Raw genomic sequence first — 13,676 nt, forward strand, 5'->3', positions numbered from 1 at the left:
GACCTGCTGAGCTGGTTACAGAAGATCTGCCAATAGCCTCTTATTTATGTCAAGTAAATAGGGCATAAATAGGCTCATTGCTTGTTTGTGCCCATCAACTTGACATAAGCAATTACTTTGCATAATTCCCCGCCTCTCCGGCTCCCGGGACGATTCCGAGTCCCAAAGAGGCCGGGATAATCGGTGCAGTGGCCGGCATCATCGGTACAATTCAGGCCTTGGAGACGCTCAAACTGCTGCTGGGTATCGGAGAGCCGCTGGCCGGGCGCTTGCTCTTGTTTGATGGACTCGGGATGTCCTTCCGCGAGGTCAGAGTGGAAAGGGCGCGTCACTGTCCAGTCTGCGGCGAACTGACTGTAGCCGAAAATCTGTCCAAAAGCGACTAAAATCCTGTTTTTTAATGAAACGAAATAATGGAAGAGGGACTGGGGCACTCCATTCCCTCTTCCTGATTGCGCTTGGATTACCAATTGCTCGTCTTTAACGATAGATGTTTTCTCTGAATTGGGTGGATTGCATTGGTGAAATATTTTGTCCCCATTGCATCGGCGAAATGTTTTGGGCTGTAAACGGCTGAGTACTCATCATACTCGGGTTTTGGGCTGTGCTGTATTGCTGGGTCTGATTGCCATCGCCAATGCCAGGGAAGGCTTGGCTTGTTTGTCCGATTTGGTAGCCACCGCCGATTCCCGCGTAGGCTTGCCCCATGTTCTGGAACTGACCAGTTCGATAAATCGGGCTGATGTAGCCACCGCTGATGCCAGGGAATGCGCCGGTTTGGTAGGCTCCCCAGTTAGTCTGGTATTGGGTTCCTGGCCAGAACTGTTGGGTTGCTGGGGTGGCATATAACTGGGTTCCCGGATTGGTATAGAATTGAGCAGTCATTGGTTGCATTTGAACTTGTCTTGAAACGGCTTGGGCAACGTTGCTCAATTGTTGTAGCTGAGAACTAATCGCGTTACACATTTGATTTAACTGCTGCAGGGTTTGGCTGGCACTGCGCTCGGCCTGTTGCAGTCGTTGCAGCTGCTGGACGGTGTTCATTTCCACGTTGTGCAACTGGGCCAGTTGGGCAGAGTTGCTTTGCTCAGAAAGCTGGAGTTGACTAACCATTTGGCTAATATTATCCAGATTCTGACGAGATTGCTGAATTTGTTGCTGAAGCTGCTGAATTTGTTCTTGGAACACTGTGCATCTGACCTCCTTAACTAAATTGGTTTTACTTTTTATATTTTGGAACGTTCTCAGGCAAATTATGCAGCCCCTGGAGCATTTTTATTGCCGGTAAAAATAACCAGTTGGATAAATTTTTTGTGAAAAACATCACAATTATGTTGCATGAACGAGAATATTGTCGTATAATGTCAATGAGAAAGATTTCACATAAATCTTTCTCAGCTTCAGCTTAACATACCCTCCTTCACTACGTTACCTCCTTAGCCGGAGGTATTTTTTTATTAGGAAACTCTGCTCCCTTGAGATTTTCTTGTTTGCCCTTGTCCGTTTGCCGGCTTATGCTATACTGTAATTGTTAATTCCCACAATCGGGTACTTGAGTTTTAAGAAGGGTCGTGCTACCGCTAGCACCGACGTCAGCATATACTGTTGTGGAGAATCCAGGCAGAAAGGATGACTATTAGTGAGTGGCTTTCCAGGAGTACCGGTGGAAAAGTTAAGGAGGGTATGTGATTACACCGAATTTGAGTTTGAATCTACGGAAGAAGTAGCCCCCCTTGAGGGTTTGTTGGGGCAGGAACGAGCGTACCGGGCCCTTAACTTTGGCTTAAGTATCCCTAATCCCGGCTATAACATCTACATATCTGGACCAGCCGGCACAGGAAAAACCTCTTTTGCCCGCGAATTGCTCAGTGCTCAGGCCAAAGAACAACCGGTTCCACCTGACTGGTGCTATCTTTATAATTTCCGCAATCCCGATCAACCGCGGGCTATCAGCCTGCCGCCGGGGAAGGGACGAGAGTTCCGCCACGATGTAGAACAACTGATTGAGGCCTTACGACGAGAACTACCCAAGGTCTTTAATGGAGAGGAGTATGAACGCCTCAAGAATAACATTTTGGATGAACTCTACCAAAAAACCGCCGAGCTTTATGAGGAGCTTGAGCAATATGCGGCGGCAGAGGGATTTGCCCTGAATAAGACTTCATCTGGTCTGGTCAGTATTCCAGTGATTGATGGCAAGACGGTTTCCCAGGAGGAATTCGAAAATCTTGACCAGGAGACCAAGGACGCCATTCAGGCCCGCAGCAGAAAGTTACAGGAAAAAATGAATGAGGGGATGCGGCAGTACCGGGAACACGAACGGCAGACCAAAATGCGGATTGCTGAACTGGACCGGAAGGTTGGTCTACTCTCGGTTGCTCCATATGTTCAAGAACTGAAGGAAAAGTACCGAGATAATCCCAAGATTGTGAGTTATCTGGATGAGGTTCAAGAAGACATCGTGGAAAACGTGGAAAATTTTCTCGAGCGTGACGACCACAATAACCCGCTGATCATGCTGCGTCGCCTGAACCGACAAACTGCCTTTATAAAATACCGGGTTAATCTGCTGGTGGACAATTCTGAGACTGCCGGTGCCCCGGTGGTCTTTGAGACCAATCCGACTTTTGCCAACCTGTTTGGCTCGATTGAATATGAAGGAGAGTTTGGAGTGCTGGCGACCGATTTCACCAAGATCAAAAAGGGAGCACTCCACGCCGCCAACGGAGGTTACCTGGTACTACAGGCAACAGATGTCTTCAAAAACTACTGGGTGTGGGACGCGCTGAAACGAACATTAAAGAACCGGGAGATCGTGATCGAGAACTTGATGAAAAATATGAACCTGGGGGGACCAGTTTCTCTTCAGCCGGAACCAATTCCCCTTGATGTTAAAGTGATTTTGATTGGTGAGCCCCTCTTGTACCAACTGCTCTATCACTATGATCCTGATTTTCCGAAATTGTTTAAGATTAAAGCTGACTTTGATCTGGAAACCGAACGTTCGCGAGAGAATGTGTTTAAATATGCTGCCTTCATCAGTTCTGTCTGCCATCGGGAAAATCTGCCGCATTTTGACCGGACGGCGGTGGCCAAGATTATTGAATACAGCTCGCGGTTGGTTGATGACCAGGAAAAACTGTCCGTTCACTTCAACAAGATTTCTGAATTGATTTACGAGGCCGCGGCCTGGGCTACCCGGGCTTGGAGCCGCCTGGTCACGGCCGCACATGTGGACAAAGCGGTCGCGGAGAAAAATTTGCGCTCAAACCTGATCGAGCAGCGGATTCAAGAGCTGATCCTGGATGGCACGATCATGATCGATACGACCGGTTGGGTGGTTGGTCAGGTGAATGGGCTGGCAGTTTACGACCTGGGGGATCACCGCTTCGGACGACCGTCCCGGATTACGGCCAAAACCTTCATGGGGGGCAAAGGGGTCATCAACATCGAGCGGGAAACCAGACTGAGCGGTCAGATTCATGACAAAGGAGTATTGACCCTCAGTGGTTATCTGGGTGGACAGTACGCACTGGATAAACCGCTGACTTTATCGGCCAGCCTGGGGTTTGAACAGCTCTATGGAGGGATTGAAGGAGATAGTGCTTCCAGCGCTGAACTGTTTGCTTTGCTATCGAGTCTGGCGGATCTCCCTATTTACCAGGGAATCGCGGTAACCGGCTCGGTAAATCAGCGTGGCGAGATTCAACCTGTTGGGGGGATTAATCAGAAAATCGAAGGGTTCTTTCGGATCTGCCTTGCCCGCGGTCTGACCGGCGATCAGGGGGTGATTATTCCCTACCAGAATGTGCGGAATCTCATGTTGGACGAAGACGTAATTGGGGCAGTCAAAGCCAAGCAGTTTCATATCTATCCGATCCGTCATGTGGATGAAGGAATCGAGATATTAACCGGCGTCAAGGCTGGTCAGCGTGGGAAAGATGGTAGTTTCCCCAAAGGGACAGTCCACTACCGGGTCGACCAACGCCTGCGCGAGTGGGCAGAGAAGAGCTTGCGGCGGGCCCGACGAAAAAGAAAAGATTAAACAGAAGAATAAACGCAGAAGAATAAACGAACCGCCTTTTATCATGCTGACCTGGTTATTCATGATTAAAAGGCGATTTTTGTGTCGGTTATGATTGGATAAGGGTTAGCGACGGCTAATCATTGCTAAACGAATAAATTTGAGGAAATGTGTCCCACGTTATTTGACTACTTTGATGTAATCAATGCGTTGGTAGTTGGCGATCGCCATCAGGTCGCCGTTGGCATCATACAGGTAGTAGACTGAGGACCCACCCGAGTAGATTTTACCATTGGCGGCCAGGTCGAGGTCATGGACGTAACCAATTATGGGTTCCGACGAACCGGTGAAGTGGATCTCAACCTTAATCAACTGGGAGGGATCGACCGATCGGTTGAGATTGGCTCCTCGTCCGGCGCACCCAGCGGAAAGTAATAGAACAACAACGGCCACCGTGGCCAGGAGTTTTTTGCTCATCGTCAAATACCCCCTTAGTTTGGTCACGACAATTATTATACCACAAATAGAACCAAAATTTATGAAAACATAGAGAAAACAAATATTTTGAATAAGCTGAATAAATCTAAGGTGGAGGAATATGGCAAAACATGTAGAAATCATATGGAATGATTATACAGATAAACGAGAAAAAGACAAGGAGGGTGAGCAGAATGAAAATTGGGGTTCGGACACAGTTGAGTTTAACCTTCGCGCTGGTGGTGATTCTCATCACGGTTTCTATGGGGTTTTATGCGGTAACCACCATGAGTAAAGAGGTGATCCAATCAGCCCAGGAAAAGCTGCAGGGCGACCTGGCTCTGGGTCGGGCCATGCTTGAGCAACGTTATCCCGGGGAGTGGGCGGTGCGGAATGGCCAACTGTACAAAGGGGAACACCTGATTAATGGAGACTTTACCGTGGTTGACGAGATCGGCCGGGCCACTGGTGATACCGTGACGATTTTTCAAGGTGACACGCGGGTTTCTACCAACGTCATGAAGGACGGGGTGCGGCAGATCAACACTAAGGTTTCCCCGCAAGTGGCGGAAGTGGTGTTAAAGCAGGGGAAGACCTATTTGGGACTGGCAGACGTGGTGGGAGTCAAGAACCAGGCGGCATACGAGCCGATCCGCAACGCCCAGCAGGAAGTGATCGGCATCTGGTACGTGGGCGTGCCGAATACCCCGTATGAGATGATGGTTAGTCGAATTCGCAATAACTTGATTATATTTGGGATTATTGGCTGCCTGATCACTATGTCAGCGGCGGGTCTCTATGCCTCCCACATGGTCAAAAAAGTTAAGGTGATCTCGGCGGCGATGGCAAAAGCTTAGAACGGCGACTTAACCGCCCGGGTCGGCATCCAGACCCGAGACGAATGGGGTGACCTTGCCCGCAGTTTTAATCAAATGATGGCGAAGATTGAGGAATTGGTCAAAGAAGTCTGGGCTGCAGCGCGCAAGGTACTCGAGGCCGCTGAACAGCTGAGCGATGGAGCGGATTCCGCGGCCAAAACCATCGAGCAGATGAGTCGCAGTGTGACGGAGGTGGCCGCCACTACGGAGAGACAGGCCAGGAGCGTTGACGAGACCGCCAGGATCATGGCCGAGATTTCGAGTGGGGTGCAACAGGTAGCTGCCAATTCGCAATCGGTCTCTGCCGCTTCACTCCAGGCGTCCCGTTCTGCGCAGAACGGTGGTCAATCTCTGGAAAGAGCGATGGCGCAGATGGGCACCATTGATTCGGTGGTCAATGAATCGGCCAGCAAAGTTAAGAGCCTGGGTGAGAAATCAAAAGAGATCGGTCAGATCGTCGACGTGATCACTAACATTGCTGAGCAGACCAACCTGCTTGCCTTGAACGCGGCGATTGAGGCTGCCCGGGCGGGTGAGCAGGGGCGAGGTTTCGCGGTGGTGGCCGATGAGGTGCGTAAGCTGGCCGAGCAATCAGCGGAGGCGGCCAAAAGGATCGCCAACCTGGTCATGAAGATTCAGGAGGAAACAGACCAGGCGGTTCTGGCGATGAACAACGGCACGTACGAGGTGAAAAACGGGCTGGAAGTAATGGCCCTGGCTGGAGAAGCCTTCAAGGAGATAATTCAGGCGATCGAAAACGTCAGTACGCAAATCCAGGAAGTTTCCGCGGCCAATGCCCAGATGGCTAACAGTGCAGCTGAGGCCGTGAAAATGGCGGCCAACAGCAGCGAGATCGCCCGCCAGACCGCGGCTGGCGCGCAGGAAGTGGCTGCCAGCACCGAAGAACAAATGGCGATCACTCAGGAAGTGGCCAGTTCAGCGAATACACTGCGTGAACTGGCACGCGATCTGGAGAAAATGGTAGAAAGTTTTCAAGTAAGTTGATGGAGAGGACCCATGAACAAAGTAGTTGCCGTGCCGGTGGTTTTTGATGGTCGGCCAGGCTACGACATCATGGTTGTTGACCCGACCGCCAGCGTTCAAGACTACCTAGATGCCTTAAATGGGTTGATCGAGCAAGGGCTGCTGTGGAGGTCGCGGAATGAGACCATTATGGAATGTCTGGGCTGTGACCGTTGCTGTCAGGAACGGATTCCCTTGACCGTGGTTGACTTGGCTGTTTGGGAAGAAGCCGGGCGAGCCGGATACTTTCCTTCTGACCTGCTCCCAGGTGCCAAGTTGAACCTGGGAGAACTCCTCCAAAACTGGTGCACGGTCAGGGTGGATGGACCAGTGGTTGACATTATGGTTCGGCGGGATGACCTTGGCCGCTGCCACTTCTTGGACCCGGCGAGCCGGCGGTGCCGTATATATGCCTACCGACCGCTGGTCTGCCAGACCTATATCTGCTGTCCAGTCACTTCCCGCGCGGAACGATTGCGGGAAGTGATTGTCAACTGCGGAGAAGACGAACTGGTTCGGCAGTGGCTAACCTGGTCGAAAAAACAGAATTTGCCTTTGATCATCCATGAAGGGGAGCAGCCAGCGGTCGACCCGGCCGACTGGCCGGCCACCGTTTTTGCTGGGAAACGCTTGTATCAAGAGGTCAACCTGCGTGACCTCTGCCCGGCTTCCCTCTGGGCGCAGTTGATCCGTTAACCCTCTAAATCCTCTCCTGTCCTGTAGCTGTCTATTCCGCCCTGACAAAAAGGGAAACCACTTTATATTATAGAATAGTAATAAATATTAAGATGAGGAGAAGGGGGGAGGAACGTGATTACTGCCAGGTGCGCTTTCTGTGGAAAAAAAGAGTCGGTGGCCGAGGACCATAAGGATTATCCGAAACTGTTGACTAACCCCAAAACGGTTTACATTTGCGATTGGTGTAATAACAAGGTGCGTTACGACGCCGAAGAAAATCAGAAACCCAAAAAACCCATGTAAGAGCAAGGTGATTTGCATTGGAAACGATTAGGGTGGTTAATGGTCGCGGTGAAGCTCTGGCGGTGGTTTATCACCCGGGTAGTGGTCGGCCTTCATACATAGTGGTCATGTGCCACGGTTTTCGTGGCAGTAAAGAGGGCGGCGGTCGAGCCACTGAACTGGCTGAGCGGATGAGTCGGTTAGGATATTCAGTTATACGGTTTGATTTCGCGGGAGCCGGCGAAAGCGAAGGTGATTTTGCAGCGATTACTCTGACCCGTCAAATTGAGGACCTTGGTACCATCCTGGACTGGATTGAGACGCAGAACCTAGGAGTTCCCCTGGTGCTGGGACGAAGTTTTGGCGGGAGTACGGTGGCCTGCCGAGCGGCCTTAGATGAGCGAATCAAAGGAATTTGTCTCTGGTCGACGCCGACCGATCTGGGGGAGACATTTTCTCAGGCGCTGGGTGACGCCTACCAGGACTTAGCCGCCGGGCGGACGGTGGTGATCAGGGATGACTATGGTCCCTTTTCTCTCCAACCGAGTTTTGTTAGCGACCTGGCGAAGCACGATGTGCTGAGCGCGATCAGTTTGTTCCAACCCCGACCGGTCCTGATTGTCCACGGTGAACAGGACGAGGTGGTGCCCCTCAAACAGGCACAGGCGGCCTTCGCGGCGGCTGGGGAGCCCAAACAGCTTGTGGTTATCCCCGGGGCCGACCACCGGTTTCTCAAGGATTACCCGCGGGCCTGGGAAGTCACCCTGGAATGGTTCCAGCGTTTCTTTCCCGTCAATGTGGATAAATAGAGTATTGAAGGGTTTGATTTTGTCAATTTGGTCAGTGTAAATTGTGCAGGAATTTGCGGGTTTGTCTTCGACAGTATAAATACCTTACCCCCCAAGATTAGTTGAATCTTTACAGCATGTTACAGGATTTTGCGAAGGAATCGTTATCAGGGGCAGCGAATCTAGAAAAAAATACCAGGATATAGAGGGGGGAAGGAAATAATGGCTAAAGCGCGGTCAGGAAAGAAAACTCTTATTTCCATAGAACCAACTGAAGTACCGATGGCAAATGAACCGGGATTGCCTAGTGAACCAGTATTGAAAAGCGAACCAGCCGCAGAAGCCTTACCGGCGGAGCATGGCCAAGCCCTGCAGGTTTTGGAAAATAAGCTTAAACGGAAGGATGTTCTCTTGCAGGAGCAGCAGAAAAAAATCAGGATCTTGAAGGAGCGGATCGCCCGGCTTGACGAAGAACTTCGGGAGAAAAACCGGGCCATCTGCGGCTATCAGGCCGATCTGGTCGAAGTTAACCGCAGCCAGGAGCAAAAACAGACGGTCATCGATAATTTAAAGAACCAGCTTCAGGACCTGCTGAATGAAATCGCTGAAACGCAGCACCAATATCAGGAGGCGGTATCCCGCGAGGAAGCATACAAGGTGGAGATAACACGGCTGAACGAACGGCTGCGGGCCCTGGAGAAAGAAAATAACGGCCTGCGCGCGGAACTGAAGCAGAAGCACCAGGACTATGTGCTGGCCGCGAAAGAAGTAAAAGAAACGAGGCGGATCTACCGAGAACTGCAGGAATCCTTTGACCAGCTTCTGGCCCAGAACAATGAATTGGAGCAGAGGGTCAGTGACCTGACCAAGATTAAAGAAGAACTGGACAGCCGATATACGCGAACCCTGGAAAATATAAAAGTGGAGTTTCGACAGAAACAGGGCGAATCATCGCGCCTCTTAAAAGAACTCCACGAGGTCAAGGGCGAGAAGGAAGAACTGGAGCGGCTGATGGATGGACTAGAACTGAAAATTGAGATGCTGCACTCGACCAATGCTTCGCTTCAGCGAAAATTGGACAAACTGAACCAGCAAAAAGCCACATTGGAGGAAAAACTTAGCCATCCGGCGGTACAGTTTGTTTTAAACCTGATTCAGTTTCAGCAGAAGTATCTTGGGCAGTTCCGGCGGCGCAAGAACCAAAAGCCGGCTGGCCTTTCCGGGTAGCCATGGGTAAGATTGGACGACTTGGGGAAGCCTAAAGGGGACGAGATTATCCTTCGGAGGTGAAACCCAGTGCCGCGGAGGACAACCCAGAAAAACCGCAGCCGACCAACGGATCCCCGATTGCACAACGTAAATCGGACACGCGGACAGATCGTCATCCTTGACCCCGAGCGGGGCCCAGAGAACAAAAAGTAAAAAATAATGTAGGAGACTGTCATTGATGCAGCAACACTGGAAAACTAACACCTTTGAAAACGAAAAAGGCGAGTTTCACATTTTTCCGCAGCTCTGCAAGGGCTGCGGGCTGTGTATTGAAAAATGTCCGACTGGTGTGATCCAGTGGTCAAAACAGTTGGGCTTTGCCGGTACCCCGGTGGTTGAAGCGAAGATGGAGGGATGTATCGTCTGTGGCATTTGCCAAAACGTCTGCCCAGACGCGGCGATTGCCATCAGGCGGCACGGTAATCCGGCGGTCGGGCGCTCACCAGCCAAATAAACAGAGAAAAAAGGGGACAGGCTACTTTTTTGAACAGAGTAAAAAGTAGCCTGTCCCCTTTTTTGTTTTTTGGTGCGCCCGACAGGAATCGAACCTGTGCACCTGGCTCCGGAGGCCAGCGCTCTATCCCCTGAGCTACGGGCGCATGTTGGTTTTCTCTCGTTTGGAGCGGGTGATGGGAATCGAACCCACGCAACTAGCTTGGAAGGCTAGGGCTCTACCATTGAGCTACACCCGCAACGCAAAATTAATTATAACATAACCTTTCTGTCTCGTCAAAACAAAATAAATAGAATTTGGCGGAATAATCATGATATCTGGTAGCCAGCGGCAGGCCAGCCAAAAGCCGATCAGACCAACTGGGATATTGAGGTAAAAAACATGATTATTGTATGAGTTTGTCCAAACCTGACGTTGCCCTTATGATTAACGGCTGTATTTTTATTACTGCGAAGTTCTGGTTTAGTTTAACTTAACTGACAACGTGTCAAGTTCAAGCTTTTCCAGCTTTTCCCTCCGAGGTCTATCCTGGGTAAAATCTGAGGTAGAGAGGAGGTGATTGCAATGGCAGTAGTGGTTACCCCGAAGGCATCGGCCCTGGAGGTCATTGTCGAGATTGGGACTGATCAGAGTGGCAACCCGATTTTTCGGGCCAGAAGGTTTAACAACGTGAAACCCAGCGCTACCGATCAGGACGTGTTTGATGTCGCCCAATTATTAGGGGGCCTCCAAAATCACCCGGTCAACGGGATCCAACGAGTAAACGACGTGGACCTGGCCGCCGGCGTGTAAACCGCATCGCGTTGAATGGCATGCACAATAACAGGATAGGGAGGTGATAACAGATGTTAACTGAACGACTAGAACTGATTTTTCAGAGCGCAAGTGGCAACCGGGTTACCTTGAGCCTGATCGACCCCAAAGATAACCTGACTGCTGACCAGGTGAGAACAGCCATGCAGACGATTATTAATAAAAACGTGTTTACTTCTGCCGGCGGAGACCTGGTCGGAATTATCGGGGCGCGGCTCGTCAACCGTGAGGTAACTGACCTGATCACCGGCTAGAGAATTAAGATGAAGATTATAGGTTGGTGGTGAGGTTACCCTAAATAGTGGAGGTAACCCACCACCACATATTTTCGAAAAGATAAGAGGTGCTCATGATGGCGTTAGTCAAAAACGAAAACTTGACTAAAAGGAGGTGGCAGTCGTGGAAGAACTGGTGGGTCAGGTCGCCAATGTTGGGTTCCCGATCGTAATTTCCATCTATCTTCTGGTCAGGATTGAAAAAAAGCTGGATGACTTGACGGTGGCGATTACCCAACTCGGGCAGATCCTTGGCCGAAGTGGCTAATGAATTATTGAAGACCAAAAACCCGATGGCCTTAAAAGCCTACCGGGTTTTTAATACAATTTTCCTTGATTAGCCCAATTAGACCTGGAATTTTACTACCTGTTTCCTCAATTCTTCCGCCAGCCGGGTCAACTGCTGAGCGGAAGTGGTGATGGTCTGCGCGGCGGCAGTCTGCTCCTCGGCAATGGCTGAAACCTCTTCCGTCCCCGCGGCTGCTTGCTGCGTAACGGAGGAGATATTCTGAATGGCGGTCAGAATTTCCCTGGTGGTGCCTGACATTTGTTCCACTGCCTGCGAGACATGCCTCAACTGTTCGTCAATGTTTTCAATCCCTTTGGCGATTTCGGTAAACAGGTTCTTCGTCTCTACCACAGCTTCGGCCTGAGCGTTGACGATCTGCTCAGAGCCGGCGGCTTCAGCCGCGGTTTTCGTTGTTCGGACTTGGATATCCCGGATCAACTTCCCGATGTTATTTGCGGCTTGGGCCGAACCTTCGGCAAGCTTGCGCACTTCCTCGGCCACTACCGCAAAGCCCCGACCCTGTTCCCCAGCCCGCGCGGCTTCAATGGCGGCGTTTAAGGCTAATAGGTTGGTCTGATCGGCGATGTTGGTAATTACTTCAACGATCTCGCTGATCTGTCGCGAATGTTCTTCCAACTCTTTCATCGAAGTGGTGGTCTGTTGGGCGGAAGCGCGTAGTTCCTCCATCCGCCTGGTCAGGATGTCGATTGTGCTCAGTCCACGTTCCACGACGGCTTGGAAGGTTTTCATAACCTCGGCGACTTGGGTGGCATCGTTATCAACCTGGTCCACGGATTTGGTCATGGATTCAACCAAACGCAATGTCTGCTGCGTGGCTTGTGCCTGGTCGTTGGCGCCTTTCGCCAGTTCGCTGATGGTGCCGGCGACCTGCTCGCTGGCCTTGCCAGATTCTTCGGCGGTGGCTGACAGTTCCTCGGCTGAACTCACTACCTGCTGGGCGGTGGCATTGATGTTGTTGACCAGGTGACGGAGGTTGGCCGTCATGCGGTTGAAACTCTCCGCCAATTGGCCGACTTCATCGCCAGTTTTGACGGTCACGGTTTGGGTCAGGTCGCCGTTAGCGATTTGATCGGCGGTAGCACTCAATTGTTGAAGAGGCTTGACCAGCAGGCTGGAGAAGATGAAGACGGCGGCGATAGCGATCAGGACGACGATCACTGAGATGGTCAGGGACCTGGATAAAAGAGTAGTGAGTGACTGCAGCATTTCTTGCTTCATGATGGTGACAGCGAACGACCAGCCGGTAGCAGGCACCGGAGAGTAACCGACCAATTTTTCATTCCCCTCCTGCGTGTAGTACCCGATTCCCGTTTCCCCTTTGGTCATTTTTTCCACGATCTCATCTAGCCCACCGCCAGATTTTTCGGTGAGGAAATTTTTCTTCAATATGAACTCTTTGTTGGGGTGGACGACGGTCAAGCCATCGCGCTGCAGAATTAAGGCATAAGATGACTGGCCGAGCTGCAGGTCAGCGGCCATTTTGTTCAGAGTGTCGGTCCAGACGGCTCCGCACAGCACGCCGGCGACTTGACCGGCGTCATTCTTCACCGGGACGGCAACAGTGATCATAGTCCGGCCGCTGGTTTTGGAAATTAAAGGGTCAGAGATGACCGTTTTGCCAGTCAGTGCGGCCTTAAAGTAGGGGCGGTCGGCGATATTACCCGTGGCTCCGTCGGTGACATGGAATTGCCCGCTCAGGTCAGCGATGTAGAAATTGCCATAGTACTGCGAAAGGTCGGCCAGCTGTTTTTTCAAGAATGGCATCTGTTTGGTCAAGTCCATCGAACGAACGTCAGAAGAGTCAGCCATGATCTCCATCTCGGCTGCCCTGGTAACCAGCCAACTGTTGATGTTTTCTGCTTGCGCCCGGGCAGCGGTGAGAAACTTCTGTTCCGTTTCTTTGATGAGCAGTTGTTTGGCGGTCTGATAGTTGAGCCAAGAGATCGCGGCCAGACAGATTACCGCTAATAAACCCACTAATAAGACCAGTTTAAGTCTAAGTGATTGATTAATGACCATAATATCCCCCCTAAAAAATTTAAAACCAACAAGATAGAGTCCATCAAACCCTGCTGTGTTGGTCAATCGGCAGCCAGTACTCTGGTTACTCTCTGCCGTAATCTACCATTCTTTGACATATGGTAACTGTTACCAAGTACTAAGTTATCTAATTCGCCCAAATTATAGGATTTCCTCCTGAACTTTATAATAAATTACAAAATATAGTAATATTTGCCTAGATTGTGACTTCCCGTTATGTAAAGCTTTACATAATGGGAATTATGCAAAGTAATTGCTTATGTCAAGTTGATGGGCACAAACAAGCAATGAGCCTATTTATGCCCTATTTACTTGACATAAATAAGAGGCTATTGGCAGATCTTCTGTAACCAGCTCAGCAGGTC

The 13,676-nt window shown here is 50.7% G+C and carries 15 protein-coding genes and 2 tRNA genes; 12 read left to right on the plus strand and 5 right to left on the minus strand.

Annotated elements, in window-relative coordinates; genetic code table 11:
* Positions 1 to 188: 188 nt before the first annotated feature.
* Positions 189 to 386 (plus strand): hypothetical protein, encoded by a 198-nt coding sequence (locus HPY81_10805; protein ID NPV27895.1) that lies wholly within the window; start codon positions 189 to 191, stop codon positions 384 to 386.
* 94 nt (positions 387 to 480) lie between these two features.
* On the opposite strand, the gene HPY81_10810 is transcribed toward HPY81_10805, so the two are convergent.
* Positions 481 to 1,188, minus strand: a complete 708-nt coding sequence (locus HPY81_10810; GenBank protein ID NPV27896.1) for a hypothetical protein — start codon at positions 1,186 to 1,188, stop codon at positions 481 to 483.
* A gap of 451 nt (positions 1,189 to 1,639) precedes the next feature.
* Here HPY81_10810 and HPY81_10815 point away from each other — a divergent pair, with 451 nt between their 5' ends.
* Positions 1,640 to 4,045, plus strand: coding sequence for an AAA family ATPase (locus HPY81_10815; GenBank protein NPV27897.1), 2,406 nt, complete (start codon positions 1,640 to 1,642; stop codon positions 4,043 to 4,045).
* A 159-nt stretch (positions 4,046 to 4,204) separates the two neighbouring features.
* Here the strand turns inward: HPY81_10815 and HPY81_10820 are convergent, their stop codons facing one another.
* A complete protein-coding gene (locus tag HPY81_10820) occupies positions 4,205 to 4,501 on the minus strand; it encodes a hypothetical protein (protein NPV27898.1) in 297 nt (98 codons plus the stop codon).
* A gap of 194 nt (positions 4,502 to 4,695) precedes the next feature.
* On the opposite strand from HPY81_10820, the gene HPY81_10825 reads away from it, so the two are divergent.
* The 7 genes from HPY81_10825 to HPY81_10855 all read left to right on the plus strand — a co-directional run bounded on the left by HPY81_10825 (position 4,696) and on the right by HPY81_10855 (position 9,873).
* Positions 4,696 to 5,358, plus strand: coding sequence for a hypothetical protein (locus tag HPY81_10825; protein NPV27899.1), 663 nt, complete (start codon positions 4,696 to 4,698; stop codon positions 5,356 to 5,358).
* Positions 5,359 to 5,433: 75 nt separating this feature from the next.
* Entirely contained in the window at positions 5,434 to 6,384 is a 951-nt protein-coding gene (locus HPY81_10830; GenBank protein NPV27900.1) for a methyl-accepting chemotaxis protein, read from the plus strand.
* Between the two features lie 12 nt (positions 6,385 to 6,396).
* A complete protein-coding gene (locus HPY81_10835; protein NPV27901.1) occupies positions 6,397 to 7,098 on the plus strand; it encodes a YkgJ family cysteine cluster protein in 702 nt (233 codons plus the stop codon).
* A 117-nt stretch (positions 7,099 to 7,215) separates the two neighbouring features.
* Positions 7,216 to 7,383, plus strand: a complete 168-nt coding sequence (locus HPY81_10840) for a DUF2197 domain-containing protein (GenBank protein ID NPV27902.1) — start codon at positions 7,216 to 7,218, stop codon at positions 7,381 to 7,383.
* A 17-nt stretch (positions 7,384 to 7,400) separates the two neighbouring features.
* Positions 7,401 to 8,171 (plus strand): alpha/beta fold hydrolase, encoded by a 771-nt coding sequence (locus HPY81_10845; GenBank protein NPV27903.1) that lies wholly within the window; start codon positions 7,401 to 7,403, stop codon positions 8,169 to 8,171.
* A gap of 201 nt (positions 8,172 to 8,372) precedes the next feature.
* A complete protein-coding gene (locus HPY81_10850) occupies positions 8,373 to 9,377 on the plus strand; it encodes a hypothetical protein (GenBank protein ID NPV27904.1) in 1,005 nt (334 codons plus the stop codon).
* A 220-nt stretch (positions 9,378 to 9,597) separates the two neighbouring features.
* On the plus strand, positions 9,598 to 9,873 hold the full coding sequence (locus tag HPY81_10855; protein ID NPV27905.1) for a ferredoxin family protein: 276 nt from the start codon (positions 9,598 to 9,600) through the stop codon (positions 9,871 to 9,873).
* A gap of 70 nt (positions 9,874 to 9,943) precedes the next feature.
* On the opposite strand, the gene HPY81_10860 is transcribed toward HPY81_10855, so the two are convergent.
* A tRNA-Arg gene (locus tag HPY81_10860) sits at positions 9,944 to 10,018 on the minus strand.
* A 19-nt stretch (positions 10,019 to 10,037) separates the two neighbouring features.
* Positions 10,038 to 10,111: transfer RNA gene (locus HPY81_10865), tRNA-Gly, on the minus strand.
* A gap of 326 nt (positions 10,112 to 10,437) precedes the next feature.
* On the opposite strand from HPY81_10865, the gene HPY81_10870 reads away from it, so the two are divergent.
* From HPY81_10870 to HPY81_10880, 3 genes are all read left to right on the plus strand, one after another.
* Positions 10,438 to 10,665 carry a DUF1659 domain-containing protein gene (locus tag HPY81_10870; protein NPV27906.1) on the plus strand — a complete coding sequence of 76 codons (228 nt, stop codon included), beginning with the start codon at positions 10,438 to 10,440 and terminating at the stop codon, positions 10,663 to 10,665.
* A 53-nt stretch (positions 10,666 to 10,718) separates the two neighbouring features.
* On the plus strand, positions 10,719 to 10,940 hold the full coding sequence (locus HPY81_10875) for a DUF2922 domain-containing protein (GenBank protein ID NPV27907.1): 222 nt from the start codon (positions 10,719 to 10,721) through the stop codon (positions 10,938 to 10,940).
* A 145-nt stretch (positions 10,941 to 11,085) separates the two neighbouring features.
* The gene (locus tag HPY81_10880) at positions 11,086 to 11,229 is read left to right on the plus strand and encodes a YvrJ family protein (protein ID NPV27908.1); all 144 of its coding nucleotides are present in this window, start codon (positions 11,086 to 11,088) and stop codon (positions 11,227 to 11,229) included.
* Positions 11,230 to 11,307: 78 nt separating this feature from the next.
* On the opposite strand, the gene HPY81_10885 is transcribed toward HPY81_10880, so the two are convergent.
* On the minus strand, positions 11,308 to 13,290 hold the full coding sequence (locus tag HPY81_10885; GenBank protein ID NPV27909.1) for a methyl-accepting chemotaxis protein: 1,983 nt from the start codon (positions 13,288 to 13,290) through the stop codon (positions 11,308 to 11,310).
* Positions 13,291 to 13,676: the final 386 nt, after the last annotated feature.

The sequence above is a fragment of the Bacillota bacterium genome (assembly GCA_013178045.1).
Taxonomy (GTDB): domain Bacteria; phylum Bacillota; class Ch66; order Ch66; family Ch66; genus Ch66.